At 40.7% G+C, this 25,648-nt stretch carries 25 protein-coding genes and 1 tRNA gene; 8 read left to right on the forward strand and 18 right to left on the reverse strand.

Translation table 11 applies throughout. The features are described from left to right. Positions 1-118 precede the first annotated feature (118 nt). From OLM45_RS01250 to ruvC, 6 genes are all read right to left on the reverse strand, one after another. Positions 119-817 (reverse strand): PH domain-containing protein, encoded by a 699-nt coding sequence (locus tag OLM45_RS01250; protein WP_264511293.1) that lies wholly within the window; start codon positions 815-817, stop codon positions 119-121. 48 nt (positions 818-865) lie between these two features. Next, the gene (locus tag OLM45_RS01255) at positions 866-1,237 is read right to left on the reverse strand and encodes an MmcQ/YjbR family DNA-binding protein (RefSeq protein WP_264511294.1); all 372 of its coding nucleotides are present in this window, start codon (positions 1,235-1,237) and stop codon (positions 866-868) included. Positions 1,238-1,261: 24 nt separating this feature from the next. Beyond that, positions 1,262-1,660 (reverse strand): GNAT family N-acetyltransferase, encoded by a 399-nt coding sequence (locus OLM45_RS01260; protein WP_264511296.1) that lies wholly within the window; start codon positions 1,658-1,660, stop codon positions 1,262-1,264. A gap of 1 nt (position 1,661) precedes the next feature. Then, positions 1,662-2,420: a cyclase family protein gene (locus OLM45_RS01265; RefSeq protein WP_264511298.1), complete on the reverse strand. Its 759-nt coding sequence runs from the start codon at positions 2,418-2,420 to the stop codon at positions 1,662-1,664. A gap of 39 nt (positions 2,421-2,459) precedes the next feature. Next, complete coding sequence (gene hemW, locus OLM45_RS01270; protein WP_264511300.1) at positions 2,460-3,593, reverse strand: radical SAM family heme chaperone HemW; 1,134 nt, start codon at positions 3,591-3,593, stop codon at positions 2,460-2,462. Positions 3,594-3,661: 68 nt separating this feature from the next. Beyond that, the gene (gene ruvC / locus OLM45_RS01275) at positions 3,662-4,213 is read right to left on the reverse strand and encodes a crossover junction endodeoxyribonuclease RuvC (RefSeq protein ID WP_264511302.1); all 552 of its coding nucleotides are present in this window, start codon (positions 4,211-4,213) and stop codon (positions 3,662-3,664) included. A 47-nt stretch (positions 4,214-4,260) separates the two neighbouring features. Between ruvC and OLM45_RS01280 the strand changes: the two genes are divergently transcribed. Together OLM45_RS01280 and OLM45_RS01285 are read left to right on the forward strand one after the other, a co-directional pair. Then, entirely contained in the window at positions 4,261-5,202 is a 942-nt protein-coding gene (locus OLM45_RS01280) for a lysylphosphatidylglycerol synthase domain-containing protein (protein WP_264511304.1), read from the forward strand. Further along, positions 5,175-6,305: a glycosyltransferase gene (locus OLM45_RS01285; protein WP_264511306.1), complete on the forward strand. Its 1,131-nt coding sequence runs from the start codon at positions 5,175-5,177 to the stop codon at positions 6,303-6,305. Before OLM45_RS01280 ends, OLM45_RS01285 begins: the two co-directional genes overlap by 28 nt. Here the strand turns inward: OLM45_RS01285 and OLM45_RS01290 are convergent, their stop codons facing one another. From OLM45_RS01290 to OLM45_RS01320, 7 genes are all read right to left on the reverse strand, one after another. Beyond that, positions 6,306-6,779, reverse strand: coding sequence for a hypothetical protein (locus OLM45_RS01290; RefSeq protein ID WP_264511308.1), 474 nt, complete (start codon positions 6,777-6,779; stop codon positions 6,306-6,308). Positions 6,780-6,782: 3 nt separating this feature from the next. Next, positions 6,783-7,148 carry a hypothetical protein gene (locus OLM45_RS01295; protein ID WP_264511310.1) on the reverse strand — a complete coding sequence of 122 codons (366 nt, stop codon included), beginning with the start codon at positions 7,146-7,148 and terminating at the stop codon, positions 6,783-6,785. 1,020 nt (positions 7,149-8,168) lie between these two features. After that, positions 8,169-8,242: transfer RNA gene (locus tag OLM45_RS01300), tRNA-Asp, on the reverse strand. 85 nt (positions 8,243-8,327) lie between these two features. Next, positions 8,328-9,254, reverse strand: a complete 927-nt coding sequence (locus OLM45_RS01305; RefSeq protein ID WP_264511311.1) for a DUF58 domain-containing protein — start codon at positions 9,252-9,254, stop codon at positions 8,328-8,330. Positions 9,255-9,316: 62 nt separating this feature from the next. Continuing rightward, entirely contained in the window at positions 9,317-9,634 is a 318-nt protein-coding gene (trxA, locus tag OLM45_RS01310; RefSeq protein WP_129460628.1) for a thioredoxin, read from the reverse strand. 118 nt (positions 9,635-9,752) lie between these two features. Next, positions 9,753-14,261 carry a DNA polymerase III subunit alpha gene (gene dnaE, locus OLM45_RS01315; RefSeq protein ID WP_264511313.1) on the reverse strand — a complete coding sequence of 1,503 codons (4,509 nt, stop codon included), beginning with the start codon at positions 14,259-14,261 and terminating at the stop codon, positions 9,753-9,755. 134 nt (positions 14,262-14,395) lie between these two features. Next, a complete protein-coding gene (locus OLM45_RS01320; protein ID WP_264511315.1) occupies positions 14,396-15,145 on the reverse strand; it encodes a DUF6252 family protein in 750 nt (249 codons plus the stop codon). Between the two features lie 181 nt (positions 15,146-15,326). On the opposite strand from OLM45_RS01320, the gene OLM45_RS01325 reads away from it, so the two are divergent. The 5 genes from OLM45_RS01325 (at position 15,327) to OLM45_RS01345 (ending at position 19,545) form a co-directional block, all read left to right on the forward strand. After that, positions 15,327-15,950, forward strand: coding sequence for a 30S ribosomal protein S16 (locus tag OLM45_RS01325; RefSeq protein ID WP_264511317.1), 624 nt, complete (start codon positions 15,327-15,329; stop codon positions 15,948-15,950). Between the two features lie 14 nt (positions 15,951-15,964). Beyond that, positions 15,965-16,492: a ribosome maturation factor RimM gene (gene rimM / locus OLM45_RS01330; RefSeq protein WP_264511319.1), complete on the forward strand. Its 528-nt coding sequence runs from the start codon at positions 15,965-15,967 to the stop codon at positions 16,490-16,492. A gap of 47 nt (positions 16,493-16,539) precedes the next feature. Continuing rightward, complete coding sequence (locus OLM45_RS01335) at positions 16,540-17,247, forward strand: tRNA1(Val) (adenine(37)-N6)-methyltransferase (RefSeq protein ID WP_264511321.1); 708 nt, start codon at positions 16,540-16,542, stop codon at positions 17,245-17,247. Between the two features lie 209 nt (positions 17,248-17,456). After that, positions 17,457-18,191, forward strand: a complete 735-nt coding sequence (locus OLM45_RS01340) for a hypothetical protein (protein ID WP_264511323.1) — start codon at positions 17,457-17,459, stop codon at positions 18,189-18,191. A gap of 175 nt (positions 18,192-18,366) precedes the next feature. Then, positions 18,367-19,545 (forward strand): acyl-CoA dehydrogenase family protein, encoded by a 1,179-nt coding sequence (locus OLM45_RS01345; protein ID WP_129460620.1) that lies wholly within the window; start codon positions 18,367-18,369, stop codon positions 19,543-19,545. A 69-nt stretch (positions 19,546-19,614) separates the two neighbouring features. Here OLM45_RS01345 and OLM45_RS01350 read toward each other — a convergent pair whose 3' ends face one another. Continuing rightward, positions 19,615-22,140, reverse strand: a complete 2,526-nt coding sequence (locus tag OLM45_RS01350; RefSeq protein WP_264511325.1) for a zinc-dependent metalloprotease — start codon at positions 22,138-22,140, stop codon at positions 19,615-19,617. 232 nt (positions 22,141-22,372) lie between these two features. Between OLM45_RS01350 and OLM45_RS01355 the strand changes: the two genes are divergently transcribed. Continuing rightward, positions 22,373-23,155: a DUF3050 domain-containing protein gene (locus OLM45_RS01355; protein ID WP_264511328.1), complete on the forward strand. Its 783-nt coding sequence runs from the start codon at positions 22,373-22,375 to the stop codon at positions 23,153-23,155. On the opposite strand, the gene OLM45_RS01360 is transcribed toward OLM45_RS01355, so the two are convergent. The 4 genes from OLM45_RS01360 to OLM45_RS01375 are packed head-to-tail and all read right to left on the reverse strand — an operon-like array spanning position 23,152 to position 25,642. Beyond that, positions 23,152-23,871 carry a DUF2490 domain-containing protein gene (locus OLM45_RS01360; RefSeq protein WP_264511329.1) on the reverse strand — a complete coding sequence of 240 codons (720 nt, stop codon included), beginning with the start codon at positions 23,869-23,871 and terminating at the stop codon, positions 23,152-23,154. The two genes, OLM45_RS01355 and OLM45_RS01360, sit on opposite strands and share 4 nt — an antisense overlap. After that, complete coding sequence (locus OLM45_RS01365) at positions 23,864-24,499, reverse strand: DUF4956 domain-containing protein (protein WP_264511331.1); 636 nt, start codon at positions 24,497-24,499, stop codon at positions 23,864-23,866. The genes OLM45_RS01360 and OLM45_RS01365 overlap by 8 nt, the downstream gene beginning before the upstream one ends. Then, positions 24,468-25,250 carry a polyphosphate polymerase domain-containing protein gene (locus tag OLM45_RS01370; RefSeq protein ID WP_264511333.1) on the reverse strand — a complete coding sequence of 261 codons (783 nt, stop codon included), beginning with the start codon at positions 25,248-25,250 and terminating at the stop codon, positions 24,468-24,470. The genes OLM45_RS01365 and OLM45_RS01370 overlap by 32 nt, the downstream gene beginning before the upstream one ends. Before the next feature lie 8 nt (positions 25,251-25,258). Beyond that, the gene (locus tag OLM45_RS01375) at positions 25,259-25,642 is read right to left on the reverse strand and encodes a hypothetical protein (RefSeq protein ID WP_264511334.1); all 384 of its coding nucleotides are present in this window, start codon (positions 25,640-25,642) and stop codon (positions 25,259-25,261) included. Between the last annotated feature and the right edge of the window lie 6 nt (positions 25,643-25,648).

Here is a 25,648-nt window from a genome sequence, read left to right on the forward strand (position 1 = left end):
TCGTTGTCAAAAAGTCGTTCAAAATACTTTACCTGTAGACGAATACTATCGGTGTAATAAGAAAAATGCGCGTTTACCGTAGTTAATGCGCATTTCAAGTATAGAATAATGTTTACTTTTATAAATAGTTTAAAATTTCTGCCTTTAAGCGATCATATTCACCTTGCAAGATCAAACCGTTATCTAAAAGCTTCTTGTAGTTCTGCAATTTTTCAAACAATTCTTCCTTCGACAAATCGCTAATTTTTTTCTCCCCTGTTGGCGCTGAAATGGAAGGATCGGCAGGTGAATCCATAGCAGGTGCTGGAATAATTTCTGCAAAATTCGTTACTTCTTCCACTTCAGGTTCTTCAACTGTGTCGGTAAAAACTTCTGCCATTGGAGCTTCTTGAACAGGAGCTGCGACAGGTGTGGCGACTGGATTTTTTATGGCATCCAATTGTTCTTTAGCAAAAGTGTATAATTTTCGTGCTTGATTTTTAGGCAAATAATCGACGGTATGCGTCAAATCCGATTGCGTAGTAAAGGTAAAATCAGAACCGAGAATTCCTTCTTTAACGAAAGTCCCTGCGATGTCATTCCAATCGTAATCCACAAATTCCATGGACAAGCCCAAGTTTTTGGGTTTACATAAAATGATACGTTTGTTGGTCACCACAATACTATCCGGGAAAACAGTGATGGCGGGTTTTTTTTGAACGGCAATGTAGCCCACTTCTTCATGGGACATTAACAGGTTTTCCAATTTAGCCGTGATTTTTTCAATCGCTTTGGGATCTTGATCTTCGTTGAGAATTTTTTTGAGATTATCTAACATGGTCTTAATTACTTTTTTAAACGAATCGATTGGCTACAAAAGTAATGCCTAAATTTTACTTTGAAGGATTTCCTCCCGAACTTTTTTGGTTAATCCTTTAAAAACTAAATCGTAGGAATGATCTATTAATTCACACATAAATACATTGCTAACATCTCCATGAAAGGCAATTGTATTCCAATGTACTTTACTCATGTGATAACCTGCTTGAATGGCATCGTAACGTGCCCGCAACTCTTCTCCCCATTCAGGATTGCATTTCAAATTTAAAGAAGGAGATCCATTCTCCCATTCCTTTAAAGAGGTCAAACAAAACATTTTCCCTCCTACTTTAAAGACCAATGTATCTTCATCAAACGGGAAATGTTCGGTCACTCCTTTTTTAGACAAGCAATAGTCATACAGTTGCTGAATATTCATGCTTTTTTATTTATTAGTATCCAATTATCGAATGTATTCCATCATCTTTTCGGGATGCGCCAACGCTTTGAATCCAAATTTCTCATATAAAAAGTGAGCATCCGAGGTTGCTAGACGCCAAATTTTCACTTCATTCAACTGGGGTTCGTTCATCATCGCCTCAATCAACACTGAAGCATAACCATTTCCGCGATAATTAGCATCTACAAAGACATCCATCACATAAGCAAACACCACATAATCGGTAATTACACGAGCAAAACCAATTTGCTTTTGGTCCAAATAAAGTCCGAAACACACGGAGGCGTCAATAGTGGTTTGCACTTCTTCCCTTGTTCGTCCTGCCGCCCAATAGATGTCTTTCAAGAAATTTTGGACAAAAGAAACATCCAAACGGGATTTATCGGTACTGACTTTAATCATTTTACTTTTCTTTTAAAGCATACAAAACCGGTTTACTGGGCGATGCATCATTTTCAAACGAAGCAATTTGCAAATTCAATATATAACTCCCGTCAGGTACTGTATCCGGTACAAAAATTAATTCCGTAATGGTGCAATCCAAACGCGCATCTGCATTGAGTTGGTTGACATCGGTCACATTCCAAAAGGCTTTATGCGCCGCCAAGGCACCACCGTCTTCTTCCCGATCAACACTGGGCAAATCAATCAACAAATGTTTGACGCCAATTTCGCGAAGAAAATGAGCCGCTTCCGCTGCCAAATACGGCGGATTCGTATGGGAATAGTTTTGGTGCTTTTTTGTTGCTAAATTGGGCAAAGTTCGAATAACCAAAGCCTCAGGCGTATTGCCTGCCAAGGCTTTTTCCAGTTGATTTTGGGTAATGATTCCGTCACTAGCATGAACTTCAGGCGTTATCGAAATCAATTCGGCACGGAAAAAAAAGGTCTGCAAACTTTGATTTATACTGTAAAAATCGCGGGTAATGTGTCCCAAACATTCCGTATGCGTTCCATGTCCATGCGGGTTGAAATGGATGTTGTTGAAGTTGGTCGAACTCCCCTCTGCCACTTTTCCAACCCAATCACCAAAACGAACGGGTTCAATTACGGGTTGTTCCAAATACCAAGCAATTGGATTGGCATCGGAATTAGTCAACGGAATCGAAATATCAATGGGTTGCGATGTGTCGAAGTTATAGTTGTCAAATTGTAGAATCATAAGCTGAGAATTAACCGCTAAGTACGCTAAGGTATAAATTTATAAATTCAGTAGGAATAAATCACTGGCAATCCCATCACTTAGAAACTTTCCTTTACGGGTAGTGCGAACGATATCCCCGTCTATGAAGAGTAAATGGTCTTCCAAATGCACCTCGGCTTGTTGTAGAAAATACGTCTTGAATCGGGGTCCGAATTCCGTTTCCAAACGATTCAAATCGACACCCCAAATGGTACGCAAACCTGTCATCACATATTCATTATAGCGATCGGTCAGGGACAAGGTTTCCAATTCCAATGGCAATTCATGGGCTTCGAGGGCTTGTATATATTTAGTGTTGTTGGAAATATTCCAACCGCGTTGGGTACCGTTAAAACTATGCGCTGCTGGACCAATTCCTACATAGGATTTCCCCAACCAATAGGCTGAATTGTTTTTAGAAAAAAAACCTTCTTTCCCAAAATTGGACAACTCATAATGTACATAACCCGCTGCTTCGAGTTGGTCAATCAACAATAAGAATTGCTCTTGGGCTTGGCCATCATCCGGATTGGGAATAATACCCTTTTGCACAAACGAATGCAAGGCCGTTTTGGGTTCGACTGTCAACGCATAACTCGAAATATGCGGTACCCCCAAATCCAGTGCTGTTTGGATATTGGCCAACCATTTTTCATTCGTGAGTCCGGGAATCCCATAAATCAAGTCCAAGGTAATGTTATCAAATAGTGTAGTCGCCAATTGCAAACTAGCTAACGCTTCTTGCGCATTGTGTGCCCGGTTCATCAAGCGTAAATCCGCTTCAAAAAACGACTGTACTCCAATGGATAAACGATTCACCGGTGTTTGTGCCAAAGCATGTAAATAGTCCGGAGTTAAATCGTCGGGATTGGCTTCCAGTGTGATTTCGGGGTGCTCTACCACTTTGAAATGCTGATAAATGGTCTCGATAAGAAAAAGAAGTTCAGGAATCGTCAATAAACTCGGCGTTCCCCCTCCAAAATAGATGGTTTCAATCACGGTTTGGTCACCCATCCAAGTATTCCGCAACGCTATTTCGCGCGCCATCATGACCACCAGCGCTTCCTTTTTTTTCAAAGAAGTCGAAAAATGGAAATCACAATAATGACAGGCTTGTTTGCAAAAAGGAATATGGAGGTAGATGCCACTCATTGATTTGAAAATTAATTCATTTGAAAATTTGAAAATGACAGTAATCTTCAAATTTTCAAATCTTCAAATTATTTAATTCTATGTTCATTCTGTTTCACAAACGCATCCCAACCCGAATAACTTTTCCCAGCGACCACTTTGCCCGTATTGAAAAAATGACAAACTGCTGCCGCTAAACCATCTGTAGAGTCAAGATTTTTGGGTAATTCTTTTAACCCCAATAATTGTTGTAGCATTTTAGCGACTTGCTCCTTGCTGGCATTTCCGTTACCGGTTATCGCCATTTTGATTTTTTTGGGTTCGTATTCGGTAATCGGAATTTGACGAGACAAACCCGCGGCCATCGCAACACCTTGCGCCCGACCCAGTTTCAACATCGATTGGACGTTTTTACCGAAAAAAGGGGCTTCAATCGCAATCTCATCGGGATGATACGTATCGATTAACTCAATGGTGCGTTCAAAGATTTTTTTCAACTTCATATAATGGTCGTCGTATTTACTCAATAACAATTCATTTAACTGAATAAATTCCATCTTTTTATTCACCACACGAATGAGTCCGAAGCCCATAATCGTGGTTCCAGGGTCAATACCTAATATGATACGTTCGTTTGCCAATGTCAAATAATTCGGGAGTTGTCGCTAAAAAGCAGTTTCTTTGTACCATGAATCCATGGTCAGACAAAGCTACACAATTCCTCACAGTTCTCCTTAAAATTGTGATTGTATCGGGTGCGTTTTATGTGATTTACCACAAATTAAGTGCAGATCCCCAGTTGTCATGGACTTCATTTCGAGAAGCACTTCAAAAAATTGCCCATCCTGCGATGATTTTCGTATTGTTTGCTTTGACCTTCAGCAATCGTTTTTTAGAAATTGTAAAATGGCAAAATTTGGGTTCGACCCTACGCCCACTTTCACTTTGGGAATCCACCAAACAAGTATTAGCCGCCCTAACTGCCGGACTTTTCACGCCCAACGGGATTGGAGAATATGCAGGTAAAGCCTTTTATTTTCCCAAAAAAGAGGCGGGACAAGTCGTTTTTTTAAATTTGATTTGTAATGGGATTCAAATGGTGCTCACGGTTGTTTTTGGCACTATCGGACTCTTCATTTTAGGATATACCCAATGGGCTTGGGGCGTTATCGTATTGGCAACCGCGATGGGAATGCTTTTTTATTTTACCCAAAAAATTACCCTCAAAGGGTATTCATTTCATTTCCTTTATACCAAAATTCAAGCACTTCCAAAGCTGGTTCACCAAAAAAACAACCTCTTAGCCTTAGGCCGTTACCTCATCTTTTCGCACCAATACTATTTTTTATTTCGGGCTTTTGAGGTACATTTACCTTATGCAACCTTAATGGGCGCTATTGCAGCCGTCTATTTTATGGCATCGTCCTTACCGAGTTTTCAGTTTTTAGATTTTGCAGTAAAAGGCAGTGTTGCATTATTTTTCTTCGGAAAATTGGGAGTAGACGATTGGACCGTCGTTTTCATTAGCACACTAATGTGGCTGATGAATGTAGTGGTTCCCGTGCTTCTCGGAAGTTATTTCATCTTAATCTTTAAACCACAATGGGCATCTACATCGGCTTCGGACTAATAACGGCAATCTATACCGGATATCTTTTGAAAATTTATTCCGGAATTGCAAAACTCCCCGTTTTTGTTTCCAAAAAAACAACACCGACTACCGGATTTTCAATCGTCATTCCCATTCGTAATGAAGCGAAGAACCTCCCGGCACTACTACAATCCATTGCAAAACTCAATTATCCCCCCGAACATTTTGAAGTTATTATCATCGACGATTTCTCGGAAGACCAAAGTGAACGAATCTATTTGAATTGGCGTTTATCCCACAGTCAGTTTGACACCACCTATTTAGAAAACGTTCGCCGCACAGGTTCGCCCAAAAAAGACGCCATTTCCCGTGCCTTACCCATCCTTAAACATTCCTGGGTCATCACAACAGACGGAGATTGCATCCTTCCTCAAAATTGGTTACAAACCTATCACGATTTTATTCAAGAAACGAAATGTGCAATGGTGGCCGGACCCGTTATTTTAAAAACAAAAAACAACTGGTTTCACGATTTTCAACAATTCGAAACTTTAGCGTTACAAGGAACTACTATCGGTAGTTTTGGCAATAACCAAGGTTTCATGTGTAACGGTGCCAACTTTGCCTATACCACCTCTTTTTTTCATGAATTGGGAGGCTTTGACGGACTAAATCAATACGCAGGTGGCGATGATGTGCTGTTGTTACAAAAAGCATTGAAACAACAACCGCAAAAAGTAGGCTATTTGAAAAGTAGCGATGCTATTGTCAAAACCCGACCTATCGACGATGCTTTTGCAGTTATCCAACAGCGTATTCGTTGGGCAGCCAAATCAACGGGCTATTCCATTAATTATGCAAAAATGCTCGCCGTTGTCGTTTTGTTGATGAATCTCAGTTGGGTTACTGCCGTCATTCTTGCCTTCAACCAGCAACTGCAATGGTCCATCATTTGGGGCATGTGGGCAGTAAAATATGCGGTGGATTTTGCGGTAATGTACCGTACGAATGCTTTTTTACGACACGGAAAGTTCTTCTTGCCTCTAGCGAGTAGTGTGATTTATCCGTTTTTTAGTAGTGTAACCGGAATTTGCGCGTTGTTCGGGGGCTTTCAATGGAAAGGGCGTACATTTCAACGCTAATTATTCACCTCGAATAATAACGGGTAAGATAAACTGCGTTTTCACCGGAATTCCGCGCTTGATGGCCGGATTAATTTTTGGCAAATCCGTAAGTCGGACCCGAAGAATACTATCTATTTTTTCTTTATCGTAAGCGGTTGAATCTTGTGGAAATTGGGGTTCGAATACAAGAGTCGCATCAGGATTTACGGTAATTTTCACTTCAATGGTATCCAATTCAGGATACAAAACCGACAACGTATCGGTATCCAATTTTTGTTGGATCGTACTCGATAAAAATTCGAAAAAACACTGTTTGCGCTGCGTGGCATCCGTTAATTTTTCACATTCAGCGATAGATGGATATTCATCGACTTGATTCCAATTGATGGCTTTGAGTTCTTTTTGCAAAAGTTCTTGTTCATTGGGAACTTGCTTTTCAAAATAACTACAAGAAGTCAAGGCGAACGCCAAAAGCACAACAATTCGTTTCACAGCTTATTTTTTAGATTGCAAATAGGCTTCATACCGTTTATCAAACCATTCGCGCTTGGTCTGTTCCGCTACTTCTTTTTGGTCTTTGTAGAGCATTCCCAACTTCTCCGAATAAATCGCGATTTTAATGGTGTAGGTGTAATACTCCTCTTTGGCCAACGTAATAGTGGGGTCGTTTTGTTTTTCAAAAAACGCAAAAAACAATTCGTCGTAATGTTTTTTGTCATAAGCCAAAACCTCTTTGCGGTACTTGGTATACAAAGCGTGTTTCATCGCCAAATCAGGATCGGATGAATTTTGTGCATGCACAGCGGGTACCGCGAAAACCATTCCCATCCACAAGACAAAAAAACATAGTAACTTTTGCATAACTCAACCATTGAAGGAACCCAAAAATAGTAAAATAAACGGAAATGGCAGTCGGAACAGCTAGTTCATTTTTTGGAGCACATACTGCGTGTTCTAATCTCGTGTCTTCCCGCTTTCGGCAGTCGCTTTTCCGCTAACGCTCCAAGAGCTCCAACAATGCCTCAATCGGGGCTAACTTACAAGTTTATATTTTAAATGATATATCTTATTGAGTTTTGTGTTACTGAGCTTCTGAGCAACTAAGCCACTGAGCGTTGCAACTTACAACCATTAACCTTAGTGTCTTCATGCCTTCGTGGCAAAGAAAGATTCAAAAAACAAGAGAAAAAATAGGTGTACCCAATACACATTGTAAACCCATTCCACTTTTAAACTTCAATTTAAAATGTGATGATTTGAAGATTTGAAAATGATCGTTCTTTCGCAGCTTAAGTTACACTATTAAACCCATTCCACTTTTACACCACATACATACTGCGACTGTGACTGCGACTTACAACCATCAAACTTAGTGTCTTCATGCCTTCGTGGCAAAGAAAGATTCAAAAAACAAGAGAAAAAATAGGTGTACCCAATACACATTGTAAACCCATTCCACTTTTAAACTTCAATTTTAAAATGTTGTGATTTGAAGATTTGAAAATGCTCGTTCTTTCGCAGCTTAAGTTACACTATTAAACCCATTCCACTTTTACACCACATACATACTGCGACTGCGACTGCGACTTACAACCATCAAACTTAGTGTCTTCATGCCTTCGTGGCAAAGAAAAAGTAACACTAAAACTTCAAAACCTCATCAGCGACAAGTTGACTAAACCTTTTTAAAAACAAAAAAGCTATTCCGAAATGAATCGGAAAAGCTTTTCATTGGTCTAACTACTAAACCTTGTCTCGTTGTTACACGAGACGAAACAACACAACTATTTTAAATGTGCTTCCTGTAAAAAAGAAGCATCATTCCAATGCTTTTTTGGGCAAAAAAGCGCTCCGTATAACGGAACGCTTCTCCCAATTTAGCGGTCTGGACGGGACTCGAACCCGCGACCCCATGCGTGACAGGCATGTATTCTAACCAACTGAACTACCAAACCTTGCTTTATTGCGGATGCAAATATACGAGCAAATTTCAGCTTTGCAAACGTTTTTGCAGAAATTTTCAAATAATTTTTTGGACCACTAACCAAACATTTGTTTTTCAACCAAATAGGTGGTTACTATTTTTTCAAAATCCGCGCCAACATTGACGGGAACGTACTTAATTTTGTTCTGAGCGCAGGCCATCGCCAAGTCTTTAAAGTAACTTTCTACCCGTTTTTCGTATTCTTTTTGGACATTTTCAGCAAATAAATTGACCACTTCACCCGATTCTACATCGATAAATTTACGCGGATGGTTGTCAAAATTGAACTGCAACTCGGTCGCTTCATCCACCACATGAAACACCACCACTTTATGTTTATTGTGTTTCAAATGCTGTAAAGCACTGAATAATTTTTCATGATCTTCGCCTTGAAACATATCTGTAAACAAGATAATCATCGAACGACGGTGCATTTTTTCAGCGATTTGGTGCAAATACGTAATTGTATCGGTGCGCTTCGCTACTTTGGGTTGCTCTAAAACGCCTTCTAATATCGACAATAACATGCGGTGATGCCGATCCGAACCCTTTTCAGGAGCATAATATTCATAATGATCCGAAAATACACTTAAACCCACGGCATCGCGTTGCTTTTTCAATAGATTCATCAAAACCGCCGATGCCAGTACCGAAAATCCAATTTTACTTTCGTAAAACGGTTGGCCCGACTTCAACGCGGGATAATGCATCGAGGAGGAATTGTCCACAATCAAATGGCAACGCAAATTGGTTTCTTCCTCGTACCGTTTGGTATACAAACGATCCGTTTTGGCAAACAATTTCCAATCGATATGCTTGGTACTCTCCCCTTTATTGTAGACTTTATGTTCGGCAAACTCAGCCGAAAACCCATGAAAAGGCGATTTGTGCATCCCCGAAATAAAACCTTCCACAACTTGGTTGGCTAAAATTTCCAAATGCTTAAATCCGGAGATGAGTTCTTTTTCTTGTTCGATCTTCATACCTTCAAAGATAAAAAAAAGCCTGAATTTCTTCAGGCTTTTCGTTCACTTTCGTATATCCGTTATAATAACGCATCAATTGCATCGGTGTAGGTTTTTTTCGGTGCAACACCTACTTGACGACCTACCACTTCTCCATTCTGGAATACTAATACGGTTGGAATGTTACGTACACCATATTTCGCTGCAAATTCTTGATTTGCATCCACATCTACTTTTCCAACAACCGCTTTTCCATCGTATTCTGAAGAAATTTCATCGATAACCGGACCAACCATTCTACAAGGACCACACCATGCTGCCCAAAAATCTACTAATACCGGTTTCTCGGATTTTAACACTACATCTTCAAAAGTAGCATCGGTAATTGCTAATGCCATAATATCTGTCTTTATTTAGTTATGTATTCGTTTTGAAGGACAAAGATAATTATTTATGAATGCATACCTTTCCCCTTCGGATTACTTTTAATTATTTTTTAATCATTGAAACTGATACTTAGTTCAATTTGAAATTGACTTGCAACTTCTCCAACTCACTCAACAATTCACTTGAAATCTTGATTTTTGCTTTGCGCGAAGGCATGGCCAAATACGTGACCACCTTAATTTCTTCGGTTTCTGCAGGAACTTCCGCATCAAAAGCATCCGTATCCAACTCTTCTTCTCCGGTTTCTTCTGCTGTTACTTCAACCGATTTAGCGGCCAACTCCACTTTTTTCTTTACACGCTCCAACTCCATAACTTCAAAAGATACTTGGTGGTCGCCTTTGTGCGTTTGGAATAGGGCCGCCAATTGCTCAATCATCGCTTGATGCAGTTCTTGAATATTCATTTGGATAACCAATTTTTTGGCAAAAGTCGGCAATACATCGGCCAACAATTTCACCTCTTGAAACGTAATTCGGGGATCTGAACGTTTTCCCGTTTCGCGATTCACCCAACCTTCACGCACCAAGACTTTAAAAAACACAAATTGATTGTTCACCAAAAAATGACGGAACTTCAAATACTCTTCATCAAAAATGCGGAACTCAAAACTTTCGTCATAACCTTCCAAAGTGAACATCGCCCAATCTTTTCCATTCTTGCCCGTTTTGTATTGTACATTGGACACAATACCTCCAAAGGTCACCGTTTTATTGACCAAACCTTCTAGATTTCTCAAATGCTCCAATTTCACATTGCAGAAATATTTCATCTCAAAACGGTAATCGTCCAACGGATGACCCGAAATGTAAATTCCTACTACTTCTCGCTCTCGCGCCAATTTGGCCATAGTCGTCCATTCTTCACAGGGCGGGATTTGTGGCTCGGCAATTTGCACTTCACTCGCTTCGCCAAACAAACTGACTTGCGCCGAATTCTCGTTCTCTTGAAACTTCGACCCATAACGCATCGCTTTTTCTAAAAACGTGATATTGTCCCCATCGTGATGGAAATATTGCGCTCGATGGGTGTTTTCAAAACAATCAAATCCTCCTGCAAGAGCTAAGTTTTCAAATGCCTTTTTATTGGCAGCCCGCAAATCAATGCGTTTTGCCAAATCAAAGATCGAACGGTATTTTCCGTCTTTACGGCAGGCCACAATGGTATCTACAGCACCTTGACCTACCCCTTTTATCGCACCCATTCCAAAACGAACGGCATACGACTCGTTAACCGTAAACTTATAAAAGGATTCGTTCACATCTGGACCCAAAACATTCAAGCCCATCCGTTTACATTCTTCCATAAAAAACGACACCTGTTTGATATCATTCATATTATTGGAAAGCACGGCCGCCATGTATTCCGCTGGATAATGCGCTTTTAAATAAGCCGTTTGATAGGCTATCCAAGCATAACAAGTAGAATGCGATTTATTGAAGGCATAACTGGCAAACGCTTCCCAGTCTTTCCAAATTTTATCCAATCTTTCCGCGTCATGCCCATTGGCAACGGCTTGATCAATAAACTTGGATTTCATTTTATCCAAGACATCTTTTTGCTTTTTACCCATTGCTTTCCGCAAAACGTCGGCATCTCCTTTGGAGAAGTTGGCCAACTTCTGCGACAACAACATTACCTGCTCTTGATAGACCGTAATTCCGTAGGTTTCTTTCAAATATTCCTCACAGGCATCCAAGTCGTACGTAATGGGTTCTTCCCCATTTTTACGGCGAATAAACGAGGGGATATACTCCAACGGTCCCGGACGGTATAAGGCATTCATCGCAATCAAATCCCCGAAAACCGTCGGCTTCAACTCTTTCATGTATTTCTGCATCCCCGGAGATTCGTATTGGAAAATCCCTACCGTTTCTCCGCGTTGGAACAACTCATAGGTTTTCACATCATCTATCGGGAAAGTGTCGGGATCCAATTCAATTCCGGTGCGGTATTTCACCAACTTGCAGGTATCTTTAATCAAGGTAAGGGTTTTCAAACCCAAGAAGTCCATTTTCAACAATCCCGCACTTTCTACAACGGAGTTGTCAAATTGGGTCACGTACAAATCGGAATCCTTTGCCGTAGCTACCGGAACATAATCAGTAATGTCACTAGGCGTGATAATTACCCCACAAGCGTGAATCCCGGTATTCCGAAGGTTTCCTTCCAAAACTTTGGCTTGTTGAATGGTCTCCGAACTGAGATCGCCGCCATTCGCCAATTCAATTAATTCTTTGACTTTGTCAAATTCATCCGAACGCAAAGCGGCTTTGAGTTTGTCATTTTCTAAGGTGAAAATTTTAGCCAAATTCAAGTTATTCGGAATCAACTTTGCAATTTTATCGGCTTCAAATAAGGGCAAATCCAATACCCGAGCGGTATCACGCACCGAGGATTTGGCAGCCATCGTTCCGTATGTAATGATTTGCGCCACCTGATTGGAGCCGTATTTTTGAATCACATAATCCATGACTTTACTGCGACCCTCATCGTCAAAGTCAATATCGATATCGGGCATGGACACCCGGTCTGGATTCAAGAAACGCTCAAAAAGTAAGTCGTACGCAATCGGGTCGATATTCGTAATTCCCAAACAATAGGCTACGGCACTTCCCGCCGCCGAACCACGACCAGGTCCCACGGAAACGCCCATGTTTCGAGCTTCTGCAATGAAATCTTGTACAATCAAAAAGTAACCCGGGTAACCAGTGCGTTCAATAGTAGCCAACTCAAAATCGAGGCGTTCTTTGATTTCGGGAGTGATTTCGGGATACCGTTTCTCAGCCCCTTTGAATGTAAGATAGCTTAAGTATTTGTTCTCGCCACGTTTTCCTCCGTCTTCGGCATCTTGCGGATCTTCAAACTCAGCCGGAATTTCAAATTTGGGCAACAAAACTTCCCGTGCCAATTCGTAGATTTCAATTTTATCTACAACTTCAGCGATATTGGTAATGGCTTCGGGGAAATCGGCAAACAATTGCTTCATTTCGGCACCCGACTTAAAATAATATTCTTGGTTGGGCAATCCAAAACGGTAGCCACGGCCGCGACCTATGGGTGTGGATTGCTTTTCACCGTCCCGCACACACAACAGAATATCATGCGCATTGGCATCTTCTTTTTGTACATAGAAAACATTATTGGTTGCCACCGTTTTGATGTTATGCTTTCGCGAAAGATCAATCAATGCACTGTTCACCCGATTTTCATCTTCTTGATTGTGGCGCATGAGTTCGATATACAAATCTTCCCCAAACTGGGATTTCCACCACAGAAGCGCTTCCTCCGCTTGATTGAGTCCGATATTCAAAACCTTACTCGGAACTTCGCCATACAAACTTCCTGTTAAGACGATAATATCTTCTTTGTATTGTTCAATAATCGCGCGATCAATTCGGGGCACGTAATAAAATCCGGCCGTATAGGCGATGGAAGCCATTTTTGCCAGATTATGATACCCGCGTTTATTTTTGGCTAAAAAAACCACTTGATAACCATTGTCTTTGCGCGTACGATCTCTGTGGTTATCACACACATTGAATTCGCAGCCTACAATCGGTTTAATAATTGTTTCAGAAGGCGATTCCCCCGCTTCAAGGGCTTGTTCATTTTTTTGTTTGGCGGATTTATTATGCGCCAAAACGTCCCGAACAAAATGGAAAGCTCCCATCATGTTACCCATATCCGTCATGGCCACGGCTGGCATTTTCTGCTTCACAGCCGCACTTACTAAATCCTTAACAGAAATGGTGGATTGTAAAACAGAAAACTGGGTATGATTATGCAAATGCACAAAATCGACGGCGGCCATTTCGGCTTGACCTTGTTGAATATCTTGTGTGGAAACGGGCGCGGCAGCTACGGGTGCGGCTTTTTTACGCAAATCCTCTGATTCCTTTTTCAGGTTCAAATGCGTGAGTCCGATAGGCTGAATAACTCCAGGATGGTGTTCTTGAAAACGGCGGTAATAATCGCTTGGCGCATCCAATTCTTCCTTGGTAAACACCTCACGCTTAATCAATTCAAGGAAACAACGCGTAGTCGCTTCCACGTCGGCGGTGGCATTGTGGGCTTCGCCGAAAGGTTCGCCAAACAAATACTGATGCAATTCCGTTAACGTAGGCAATTTATACCGACCGCCACGACCGCCTGGAAGTTTGAGCATTTCAGCAGTAACTTCGGTACAGGTATCCAAAACGGGGAGTTGTGCCAAATTTGTTGCAATACCGGCACGGTAGAATTCGCATCCCATAATATTGACGTCGAAACCTACATTTTGACCCACAATAAATTTAGCTTGCGCTAAAGCTTCATTGAATTTCAAGAGCATTTCTTGTAAAGGAACCCCGTACTTATGTGCCAATTCAGTAGAAATTCCATGTACGCGTTCCGCATCATAAGGAATATCATATCCTTCGGGAATTACAAGGTAATCTTGATTATCGATTAAGTTTCCAAGCTCGTCGTGCAACTGCCAAGCAATTTGCACCGCACGCGGCCAATTGTCGGTATCGGTAATAGGGGCTGCCCAATTACGGGGCAAACCGGTGGTTTCGGTATCAAAAATTAAATACATATTCCTGAAAAAGAGGCCGTTTCATTTAGCGGCCTTACTTTTCAAAAATACACTTTCGGCAAGGAAGATTCAAGGAATAGTTATCAACAAAAAAAGCTGTCCAGTGGACAGCTTTTTTGTATGCGTTGTAAATATTACGGTGCCGGTAAAATCGGCACTTTATAAAATGTTCCGTATTGGAAATTTAATAATTCTCCGTAAGAAGGATTGTTTGAAGTTTGTACAGCATTAAATTTGAATGTTCCAGAAATTGTACTTCCTGTGTTTTCAGTGATGACTAATTCACCATTGCTTCCTTCTACATTCAAAACGCGAACTTTAGCATTATTATTGCCGCCAACAATCGTAATTAAATCGCCCGCTTTGTAGTTGTTCCCGGGAGAAGCTACTTTTACAGAAGTCACACCACCCGCAGCATTGGTTGCAATAGATAAGGTTAAACCACTACCATTTCCACCCGTTGTTGGATACGAACCGCTACACGTTAATACACCATTCAAGGTAGTACAATTGGGCGTGTAACCCGAACCCGCTGAAGGAAAATTTTTGGCAATGTTAGCGACTGGTCCGTTGATGATTTTGGTTTCATAATCCACCACAATATCATTAAACGACGAGGTGTAAGCGGCCTTAGTTGCTGTATTGGTAGTCCCAAAATAATAGGTTCCAACATTTCCAGAACTTACATCCATAGTTAAATCTTCATCTTGCGCCAAACCGACAAGGCTAATCGCTCCATTGGAGGATTTATAGGCTTTTACATCAATACCGCGGAATAAAATTCCGTCACGGTAACCTTGTAAACCGGGATCGTTAAACTTCACTTCTTCACTGCAGGAAACGAATGAAGCTACAGCTAGAAAAAGGGCAATGTATTTCTTCATGAATTCTAATATCGTTTATATCAGCACAAAAATAGTTTTTTTGGCGAATTATCGGTCATTTTTTAACGATTTTCTCTTGGCTCACTAAATTTTTAATTACCAGTCGGTTGATTTAAAAAGTTTTGTATATTTGCGCCCTTATTAATCGGGGTCGGGAACCCCATAATTTAATCAATAGATTATGTCAGTAAAAATTAGATTACAAAGACACGGTAAAAAAGGGAAGCCTTTTTACTGGATTGTTGCTGCAGATGCACGCTCAAAACGCGATGGTAAATTCTTAGAAAAAGTAGGAACTTACAATCCAAACACGAATCCTGCTACGATCGAATTAAACTTAGACAAAGCGGTTCAATGGTTACACAATGGTGCTCAACCTACTGATACTGCAAGAGCTATTTTATCGTACAAAGGTGCTTTATTAAAACACCACTTAGATGGCGGTGTTCGTAAAGGTGCGTTAACGCAAGAACAAGCTGATGCAAAATTAGCTGCATGGTTAGAAGAAAAAGCTTCTAAAGTGGATGCGAAAAAAGACGGTTTGGCTAAAGCAAAAGATGATGCAAAAGCAAAAGCGTTAAAAGCAGAAAAAGAAGTTAACGAAAAACGTGCAAAAGCGGCTGAAGAAGCATTAAAAGCGGCTGAAGCTGAAGCGGCTGCTGAAGAAGTTGCTGCTGAAGAAGCGGTAGAAGAAACAGTTGCTGAAGTTGCTGAAGTTGCTGAAGTTGCTGAAGAAGCTCCTGCAGTTGAAGAAACTACAGAAGAAGCTCCTGCTGCTGAAGAAAACAACGAAACTGAAGCTTAATATACCCAGCGGTAATGCGTAAGAAAGACTGTTTCTATCTCGGCAAAATCGCGAAAAAATTTAGCTTTAAAGGGGAAGTTCTCATCTATCTAGATACGGATGAACCCGAAATGTATGAAAATATGGAATCAGTATTTGTCGATTTTGGCAAAGATCTGATTCCATTTTTTATTGAAAATTCCAATCTTCACAAAGGCGACTTCTTACGCGTAAAATTTGAAGATGTGGACAGTGAAGCGGAAGCTGATGAAATAATTGGCTGCGAAATTTACCTCCCGCTATCTGCCTTGCCCCAACTGGAAGGCAATAAATTCTACTTTCACGAGATTATCGGATTTGCGGTTGAAGACCAACGCCTCGGACCCATAGGAACAATCACAGGTGTTAATGACTCCTCGGCCCAACCCCTTTTTGAAATCGAGTGGAACACCCGACAAATTCTCGTTCCTATGATTGACGACTTCATCATCGAGGTGAATCGTGCTCAAAAGAAAATTGTACTCAATACACCGGTAGGATTGGTGGATTTGTACATGGAATAATTTAGAATTCAGAATTTAGAATTTAGAATTTAGAATAATTACTAAGCATGCCTTTCCTATTCAAACAATTCACCATTGAACAAGACCGTTGTGCCATGAAAGTGGGAACAGACGGTGTACTGCTGGGCGCTTGGTGTCCACTGGAGCACCAACCCTATTCCGTGTTGGATATTGGAACTGGAACAGGTCTGATTGCTTTGATGGTAGCGCAACGCAGTTTTGCCGAACAAATTGAAGCGCTAGAAATCGATGGTGATGCTTTCGAACAAGCGGTTGAAAATTTTGAAAATTCGCCTTGGAACGACCGTCTCTTTTGTTTTCATGCCTCACTCGACGACTTCATGGATGATCTCCAAGACGAGGAATATGATTTAATTGTTTCCAATCCGCCTTTTTACTCAGAAACCGTCTCGTCCGGTAATGAACAACGGGATCAAGCCCGTCAAAACGCATCCTTGCCCTTCGAAGATCTTTGCGAAGCCGCTGGCATTCTCCTCACTGAAAATGGCGTTTTGGCCGTTATCATTCCCCACAAAGAAGAAGAGAATTTTATCGCTCTCGCTGCAGAAAACGACCTCTTCCCGTTCAAAATCACCCGCGTTCAAGGTACGCCCGAATCCGAAATCAAACGCAGCTTGTTGGCCTTTTCACGACAACCCCAAGAACCAAAAATCGACTCCTTAATTATTGAAACCACGCGTCATAACTACACGGAAGCCTACCAAACATTGACTCAAGAGTTTTATATCAAATAAGCCGACTAAGGAGCTGTAGTCTCGTTTATTTTCCCGTACCTCCCCGCTATCCGCGCTACACGGTAGCTTGCTCCTATCGGGGCTAAAAAAGACCTGCCGCTTTTCAAATCACGTAGAAAAACTTTCACATTTCGCTAGTTTTTAATTAACAAAACTTTGGAAAAGGGTCGGTGGCAACCTTCGTACTTTCGTTGTACAACCACAAGACCATGAAACCAATACTCGCTGCTCTCCTTTTTATTTTCAGTTTTTCATGGGTACACGCCCAAGAATTCCGCATTCACGGTACGTTGCGCTCCCAAGAACTATACGTTTCCAAAGTGGATGTCGCCAACGAGCGCACCAAAAAACATGTGACTACTGATGCCAACGGTTATTTCGAAATCGATGTGGCGTTGGACGATGTGTTGTATTTAGTGCACCCCGATTTTGAAGTCAAAAAAATCATTATAATGAGTGCGACCACATGGCTTTATGAAGAAGAACTCACCCCAAAAGCCATACAACTGGACGAAGTGGATGTTACCAAGTTAAACAAAGTAAAAGTAAAATTTGATCCCGCAGACGCGAAAATGACCGCTATTAAAAATGCCGAATTTGAACGCTACACGGGTGTCTACAACGGTTCGATGCCCCTTGGTGTCGACTTTGTGAGTATTTTCAAAAAACTGGGCGGATTATTCAAAAAGAAAACCGAAGAAACGACAACTGCTCCTGCGCCAACGGTAAACGAGTTTATCGACAGTCGGTTTACGGAAGATTATTGGGAAACCACCCTTCATATCAAACCTGAACAAAAAGAGGCATTTATTACCTACTGCCTTCAAGACCCTAAAATAAAACCCATTTTGGCGCGGGAAGACGGCTTGGAATTAACGGAATTTTTCTTGCAGAAAAAGAAGGAATTCGAAGGCCAAGCGGTCATCGTTGCACCCAAGCCCTAGCCCTGATAGGAGCGGCATCCTCCCGACGTAAGAAGGGAGATACAGCGGATAGCAGGAAAAAGCTCCAAAAAATAACAGTTGTTCGTTTCTTTCTGAAGTTGGTTTTGTTAAATTTGCAAACGTTTTCGTAAAATAACAATCCGACGGTAAGTCCGTCAACAACAATAACAAACAAATGAAACCAGACTTATTTCAGGCACCCGACTATTATTTGTTGGATGATCTATTGACAGACGAACATAAATTGGTACGCGATGCGGCCCGTGCTTGGGTGAAACGCGAAGTTTCTCCCATCATTGAGGATTATGCACAACGTGCGGAATTCCCGAAACAAATCATCAAAGGTTTGGGAGAAATCGGCGGATTTGGCCCCTACATTCCCGAGGAATACGGTGGTGCAGGATTGGACCAAATTTCCTACGGTTTGATTATGCAAGAAATTGAACGCGGGGATTCGGGCGTACGTTCGACCTCATCGGTACAATCCTCTTTGGTGATGTATCCGATTTGGAAATACGGCAACGAAGAACAACGCATGAAGTACCTTCCTAAATTGGCGACGGGTGAAATGATGGGTTGTTTTGGATTGACCGAACCCGACTTTGGATCGAATCCGGGCGGTATGGTGACCAACTTCAAAGATATGGGCGATCATTATTTGTTGAATGGTGCCAAAATGTGGATTTCAAATGCACCCTTTGCAGACATTGCGGTGGTTTGGGCCAAGGATGAAACAGGTCGTATTCACGGGTTAATCGTGGAGCGTGGAATGGAAGGTTTCTCCACACCGGAAACGCACAACAAATGGTCGTTGCGTGCTTCGGCAACGGGTGAATTAATTTTTGACAACGTTAAAGTTCCCAAAGAAAATTTATTACCCAACAAATCCGGATTAGGAGCGCCGCTTGGTTGCTTGGATTCGGCACGTTATGGAATTGCTTGGGGAGCCATTGGTGCTGCGATGGATTGTTATGACACGGCTTTGCGTTATGCAAAAGAGCGTGTACAATTTGACAAACCGATTGCTGCAACGCAATTACAACAAAAGAAATTGGCCGAAATGATTACAGAAATCACCAAAGCACAATTATTGACATGGCGTTTGGGCGTATTGCGCAATGAAGGAAGAGCGACTTCGGCTCAGATTTCGATGGCGAAACGCAACAACGTGGATATGGCGATTAACATTGCTCGTGAAGCGCGTCAGATTTTGGGTGGTATGGGAATTACCGGTGAATATTCGATCATGCGTCACAGTATGAACTTGGAATCGGTAATTACGTATGAAGGAACGCACGACATCCACTTGTTAATTACAGGTATGGACATTACCGGTTTTGCGGCTTTTAAATAAAATAAAATTACTCGATATAAAAAATGCTTCACGAATCGTGAAGCATTTTTTTTGTGTCTTATAGGGGTATTAATTCGGATTTAACGCTTGGTCAATTCTAGCGATTAAATCAGCGATATGGAACTTACTTAGTCGATCTGTAGCTGTGGTATACGCTGTTTTTAACTGACCTTTCAACTCGATCAAATGACCGCGAGCAATCGACGGTAAATCGGTGTCTACCATAACGATGCGTCTTCCGTTGAAATTGGCCACTGCACTTTTATCCAATTTGATGGCATCGATGAGTTTCGAAACAAAGGCTTTTTGTAGATTTCTTCGGTATACATCAATAGGTGCATTGGCTTTAAGTTCCGAGAAAATTCCGCCTTTCAAATCGCTCATCAATTCGTCAACCGAATAGTTTTCTTTCCCTAAAGAAGCGGTTTCTTGCAAGCGTGCCATTCGATCTAAGGACAATAAGTTGGAAAGCGTTCCGTCTTGAATGCCGCGAATGAGTTCGACCCCTTTATCCGGATAAATTTTTGCCAAAATATTTTGATCCAACAACCACGTAGGGGTTTTAAATAATTGCTTGTTCAAAAAGTCAACGGCTTCGTTTTGAATACTTGACGGTACTGTTTCGTATTCATTCCCTTGCATGTCGTAGGTTTTTGGCGTTTCATAAATTCCGCCCACATTCTTCGTTACATGGCCCATATACCGTCTAAACTGACCCACCAAAGCCATATACATATCTTCCAATTCGGAATAATCTTCACCTTTTTCTTTACTCCATTCGATAAGATTCGGTAAAATAAATTTTAGGTTTTTAATCCCATATTCTGAAGCTTTCATGGCATTATCTCCCAAGTCTTCCGTTTGATAACGCGGATCAAAAGGACTGCTTTCGGTACCAAACCAAAGTCGGCGATTTTTGTAGGCTTCTTTGGTCATTTCATTCAGCAAGGCTTTCTCTTCGTCTTCGGATTTCGCATCTGGAAAATAAGAATAGCCCCATTTGATGGCCCATTTGTCATAATCGCCAATGCGTGGAAACAAATCGGTTACCCCATCGCCCGGTTGTGCCACATAATTGAAACGGGCATAATCCATGATGGAAGACGTGTGTCCATTTTTCTTTTGGTATTCGGGATTTCTCAACATTTCCACAGGAGTTGCATTACTTGCTCCCATATTGTGGCGTAAGCCTAGGGTGTGTCCCACTTCGTGAGCGGCGACAAAACGAATGAGTTCGCCCATCAATTTATCGTCAAACTTTTTATTGCGTGCTTTCGGATCGACTGCCGCGGTTTGAATTAAATACCAATCGCGCAACAAGCTCATGATGTTGTGGTACCAACCGATATGGCTTTCCATGATTTCACCCGTTCTGGGATCGTGCACATTTGGACCATAGGCATTTTGAATTTCGGCCGCAAAGTAGCGCAACACTGAGAAACGGGCATCCTCCAAGCTCATGGTTGGATCGTTTTCGGGCCAGTATTCCCCGCGAATGGCGTTTTTCCATCCTGCACCTTCAAAGGCAACTTGCCAATCGTCAATTCCTTGTTTGATGAACGGCTTCCACTTATCAGGTGTTGCTGGGTCGATGTAATAAATGATAGGTTTTAACGGTTCGATCAATTCGCCACGCTTTTGTTTTTGGGCATCCTCTTCATTTTTGGGTTCTAAGCGCCAGCGAACTGCAAAGACATCGGTATCTGCTTTTTGTGAATCCTCTTCAAAGACCTCATAGCGATTAGCAAAATATCCCACGCGTTTGTCGAATGAACGCTTGCGCATCGGCTTTTCAGGCAACAAAATAAAAGAGGTATTCAATTCCATTGTCACCACACCCGCGTCTAAACCTGCAGGCAAATCAACCCCGATTTTGGGGGCAGGAGAACGCGAAATTTGAGGCGCCACCGTACTAAATGTTTTTGTGGTTCTAATTTCGGTATTGATGGGGAAACTTTTTACGTATTGAATAAACGACTTATCTTTTTGAAACGCTTGTATGCTTAATAATTGTTTTTTGATAGGGTCCAAAGAAAAGGTTTGCACATCGGCTTCAAAAGTGGGTGTCATGTCAATAACGCTGGCTACATTGTTTTTCCCAGCCTCATCTTTTTTGTAAGCTAATATGTCATAAATCCCAATTATGGGGTCGGCACTGGAATTTTTAACCGATTGTGTAATGGGTTTATCTTCCTCAGTTGCCATGATTACATAGGTAATTGAACGCAAAATGAGAGTATTGTTTAACCCTTTTTCAAAACGAACAACTTGTCGATTTACTTCTTCTCCACCAAAAATTCCGCCTCCAGCAGGTGTTTTGGAATACCGTGTGGTGGTCATAATTTCTTTTCCTAATAAAGCATCCGGAATTTCAAACAAGTATTTATCTGAAACTTTGTGCACATCGATTAACCCTTTTTGAGTAACTGCCGTCGAATCGATTACTTTTTTATAGGGCTTTGGCTCTTTCTTCGTCTCCGGTTTTTTGACTTCTTGCGTTACCGGTGGAGCACCTTTATCCTTTTTTTGAGCAACCGTTTTTATATTGAAAAAAAGCAAAAACAATACAAAAACCTTTAAGAATTTACTATTCATGTTTGTGAGTTTAGTTGGCTAAAAATACAATTAAGATAGTAGACTATCATATTTTAAAATAAAATTAACATGTGATTATTGTGAAATTAGTGACCGGGCTTTCTTGTGATTTCAAAGCTAACTTATGGGAGTAGCCATTTTATCCAAACTAAAAAATCAAACAATAAATAAAATTGATTTAAAATTCTTCCGTTATTTAGGTAGCCTTTTTATTTTTACAAAAAATTACGCTATGACTATCCGAGAAATTAACAATGCGATTCAACCTTTGAAAGACCAGTTGTTGCAGCATTCGTTATACGAGAAAGTGAGAACCCCCGAAGATTTACATTGTTTTTTAGAGAACCATGTGTATGCAGTTTGGGATTTTATGTCGTTATTGAAGGCATTACAACAAAAATTGACGTGTACAACTACGCCATGGTTACCTGTGGGAAATCCAGAAATTCGCTACTTAATCAATGAGATTGTGGTGGCAGAGGAAACGGATATTGCCTTAGACGGACGACGAATGAGTCATTACGAAATGTATTTGGATGCGATGGCCCAATGCGGTGCTGACGTAGTGACGGTGAGTCAATTTTTAGAAGACATTCAAAAAACACAAAATATTTTTGTTTCCATCAAACATGCGGATGTACATCCCAACGTACGCGCTTTCTTGGATTTCACCTTCCGTGTGATTGAAGAAGGCAAACCCCACAAAATTGCGGCGGCATTTACCTTTGGGCGAGAAGATTTGATTCCGAACATGTTTACGGAAATTTTAAAGAATTTTCAACAGAACTTTCCACAAACCGATTTGTCAAAACTGATCTATTACTTTGAGCGCCATATTGAATTGGATGCCGACGAACACGGTCCGATGGCGATGCAAATGATTACCGAATTATGTGGAGACAGCGCAACCAAATGGAATGAAGTACTCGAAGTTTCCCAACAAGCCTTGGAAAAACGCATTGGATTATGGAATGCGATTGAAGAGCAAGTAGTACAAAAAGCCGAACTCGTTTAGTCGGCTTTTTCTTTTTTAGCCTTTTTTTCTTTGTCTTTCCCCTTTTTCAATTTCTTTAAAAAGGTATCTAAGGATAAGCTATAATTGACATTCCATACCGAGCGATCATCTTGAGTGGCTTTGTATCGGTCTTCAAAGAAGTACGTGATTCCGATGGCTTGGCCATACTTCAAATCGTATTTGGCACCAACATAATACCGGATTCGGTGATAGGCAATCGGACTTTTATCCAAACGGATGAAAAATTCGGGACCCACATTAAACGACCATTTGCTTTTTGGTACATTATATTCAAAAGCAATGCGTTCCCGCAAATACTGCGAAGGCGCTTTAAAATTGGCCATAAAATCAGCATCAAATTGTTGCGTTGTCCATTGGTAGCGTGTTCGGGCACTAATACTGTATTGCTTTTTGAACTTGTGCTCAAATTTTATACTAGCAAACAAACGGTGATTGTCATGATCAAAGGCCGTAGCAAAACGATAACCGACTTCGATGTCCCATTTTTTTGTCAACTTATACGTAATACCAGTCTGAATCACACAGGATTGAAAAGCCCCAAAATCATGATCTAATCCATAGCGGTACTGGGTTTCTACTTTCCATTTTTTTGCAAATTGATAATCCACAGCCGCTGACAACCGCAATTGATTGTCAATGTTTTGAGCAGCCAGACTCATGGTCATTAGGCAAAAGAAGAGGATTTTCTTAGTCATTGTCAATACTCGTTGGTAATGAATTTTCGCTTTCTGCCGAATAATAATACGCTTTTAACAACACCGTATCTTTTAAATAATTTATGGAAACAATATCTACTTTGTGCACTTCCAATCCAGTTCGATTGCGTAAATCTTCCATTAATTCTTGGCGTTGTTCTGGGCGAATTAAAAGCACATTATCGTATAAAATCTCTTTGTAGCTTTCGTTATTGATAAAATTCAATCGCTCTAAAAAGAACGTCATGATCAAAATAATCCCATTACAAACGGCTAATAACAAAAATCCATCTTTGGCAGAAGCTAAGGAATTCAACATTCCTAAAGCTACACAGACAAAGAAATAGCCCATGTCCTTAATGGACACCATGATGGTTCTGTAACGAATAATCGAGAAAATGGCAAACAACCCGAAGGCAAATCCCATTTTAATCTTGGCCGTCCCCAATAAAAAACAGATCATAAAATTGATGATATTGAACAACACAAAAGTGAAGACAAAATCTTTGTTGCGGTGTTTGGGGTAATAAATAAACCCGACTAATACAAGTAAAGCAACTACATCAATTGCAGCACGCGATCCAAAATCAAGTAAATTAAAGGCATTCGTTGTGGTCAATTCTTCCATTTCCATTGAGTTTATTTAAGTTTTTAATTAGAGGTAAAAAATTATTTTTTTTAATTCTTGGATGCAATAACATCACACCATAGATGTATTTACTAAATCCACGTTGACGAATTCCATCCGATTTTAATGCATTAACTATGGGGGAATTGGTCGACTTGGGTTGTTTGATTTCCAATACGTAATAATCGGTTAATGCTTTGGTTTCCGTAGTATTGGAAAACGATATATTGAAATCCAACGTCATGCGTTCGGTAAATTCATTATTTACAAAGGTGATGCGTTGAAATGTATTGGATAGTATTACTTCCAGATTCTTCACATTTTTTCTTGAAAACCCATCAATTAATTCTTGTCGAACCGAATCCAATCGGGAAAGAATATCGGTAAGAGGTTGCCGAATTTTTTGGGTTCGCTCTACCTTTTCCTTTTTCTTGATTTCAAAGAAACTTGCCCCTGTTTCCACATACTTCCGACTTCGCACTTTGATACGTTGGGTATATCCATTGTGATGATCGTAATAAAACCGCAAATCGGGAGTATCAAAATAATTGTTTTCGTAAGTAAAAATACGGTTGCCATCTATGTCAAGCACTTGATAATGCTGCATAATAACCGGCATCAATGCCTCGAGTTGGGAGCTTGTCAAAACGTATTTTGAGTCAATACGATTTTGCAAAGCAACACCATCGAGTTCGTACAACGAAATGCCTTGTAGACGCTGTATAGTAGGATGAAGTGGGTGCAAATTCATTATTTTAATTAGAATGAAACGACAAAATCCTCGGTTTCAACCGTTTGTTTTTTAGAAGTGATTTCTATGGTTTTTAACACATAGACTTGATCCCAAGCGCAATAATCACAATCGCCATAGACCCAAATATCGTATTTCCCTTCGTAGAGATAATCAAATTTGAATGAACCATCGGGAGCAGAGTCTTTACTATCAAAATAATTGGGTTCGCCGTGTTTGCTGATATAGACTTTGAAACCACCCACATAACCTTGTCCCACAACATTTCCATTCGAATTGTAATCTTTTCCAAATACTTTTCCTCGAATAGTGGCCAATCCACCGTATCCTTCATCGTGAGAACAAGACAAGGATAATATCGTAATTACTACTAAAAATGCTATTTTTTTCATGACTAT

Origin of the sequence: Flavobacterium sp. N1719 (genome assembly GCF_025947045.1) — a bacterium.
GTDB classification, from domain to species: Bacteria; Bacteroidota; Bacteroidia; order Flavobacteriales; family Flavobacteriaceae; genus Flavobacterium; species Flavobacterium stagni.

Excerpts from the sequence above, each read along its gene's own strand:
- OLM45_RS01250 (WP_264511293.1), bottom strand. The coding sequence starts at position 817 with ATGTTAGATAATCTCAAAAAAATTCTCAACGAAGATCAAGATCCCAAA.
- OLM45_RS01255 (WP_264511294.1), bottom strand. The coding sequence starts at position 1,237 with ATGAATATTCAGCAACTGTATGACTATTGCTTGTCTAAAAAAGGAGTG.
- OLM45_RS01260 (WP_264511296.1), bottom strand. The coding sequence starts at position 1,660 with ATGATTAAAGTCAGTACCGATAAATCCCGTTTGGATGTTTCTTTTGTC.
- OLM45_RS01265 (WP_264511298.1), bottom strand. The coding sequence starts at position 2,420 with ATGATTCTACAATTTGACAACTATAACTTCGACACATCGCAACCCATT.
- hemW (WP_264511300.1), bottom strand. The coding sequence starts at position 3,593 with ATGAGTGGCATCTACCTCCATATTCCTTTTTGCAAACAAGCCTGTCAT.
- OLM45_RS01280 (WP_264511304.1), top strand. The coding sequence starts at position 4,261 with ATGAATCCATGGTCAGACAAAGCTACACAATTCCTCACAGTTCTCCTT.
- OLM45_RS01285 (WP_264511306.1), top strand. The coding sequence starts at position 5,175 with ATGGGCATCTACATCGGCTTCGGACTAATAACGGCAATCTATACCGGA.
- OLM45_RS01295 (WP_264511310.1), bottom strand. The coding sequence starts at position 7,148 with ATGCAAAAGTTACTATGTTTTTTTGTCTTGTGGATGGGAATGGTTTTC.
- OLM45_RS01305 (WP_264511311.1), bottom strand. The coding sequence starts at position 9,254 with ATGAAGATCGAACAAGAAAAAGAACTCATCTCCGGATTTAAGCATTTG.
- trxA (WP_129460628.1), bottom strand. The coding sequence starts at position 9,634 with ATGGCATTAGCAATTACCGATGCTACTTTTGAAGATGTAGTGTTAAAA.
- dnaE (WP_264511313.1), bottom strand. The coding sequence starts at position 14,261 with ATGTATTTAATTTTTGATACCGAAACCACCGGTTTGCCCCGTAATTGG.
- OLM45_RS01320 (WP_264511315.1), bottom strand. The coding sequence starts at position 15,145 with ATGAAGAAATACATTGCCCTTTTTCTAGCTGTAGCTTCATTCGTTTCC.
- OLM45_RS01325 (WP_264511317.1), top strand. The coding sequence starts at position 15,327 with ATGTCAGTAAAAATTAGATTACAAAGACACGGTAAAAAAGGGAAGCCT.
- rimM (WP_264511319.1), top strand. The coding sequence starts at position 15,965 with ATGCGTAAGAAAGACTGTTTCTATCTCGGCAAAATCGCGAAAAAATTT.
- OLM45_RS01335 (WP_264511321.1), top strand. The coding sequence starts at position 16,540 with ATGCCTTTCCTATTCAAACAATTCACCATTGAACAAGACCGTTGTGCC.
- OLM45_RS01340 (WP_264511323.1), top strand. The coding sequence starts at position 17,457 with ATGAAACCAATACTCGCTGCTCTCCTTTTTATTTTCAGTTTTTCATGG.
- OLM45_RS01345 (WP_129460620.1), top strand. The coding sequence starts at position 18,367 with ATGAAACCAGACTTATTTCAGGCACCCGACTATTATTTGTTGGATGAT.
- OLM45_RS01350 (WP_264511325.1), bottom strand. The coding sequence starts at position 22,140 with ATGAATAGTAAATTCTTAAAGGTTTTTGTATTGTTTTTGCTTTTTTTC.
- OLM45_RS01355 (WP_264511328.1), top strand. The coding sequence starts at position 22,373 with ATGACTATCCGAGAAATTAACAATGCGATTCAACCTTTGAAAGACCAG.
- OLM45_RS01360 (WP_264511329.1), bottom strand. The coding sequence starts at position 23,871 with ATGACTAAGAAAATCCTCTTCTTTTGCCTAATGACCATGAGTCTGGCT.
- OLM45_RS01365 (WP_264511331.1), bottom strand. The coding sequence starts at position 24,499 with ATGGAAGAATTGACCACAACGAATGCCTTTAATTTACTTGATTTTGGA.
- OLM45_RS01370 (WP_264511333.1), bottom strand. The coding sequence starts at position 25,250 with ATGAATTTGCACCCACTTCATCCTACTATACAGCGTCTACAAGGCATT.
- OLM45_RS01375 (WP_264511334.1), bottom strand. The coding sequence starts at position 25,642 with ATGAAAAAAATAGCATTTTTAGTAGTAATTACGATATTATCCTTGTCT.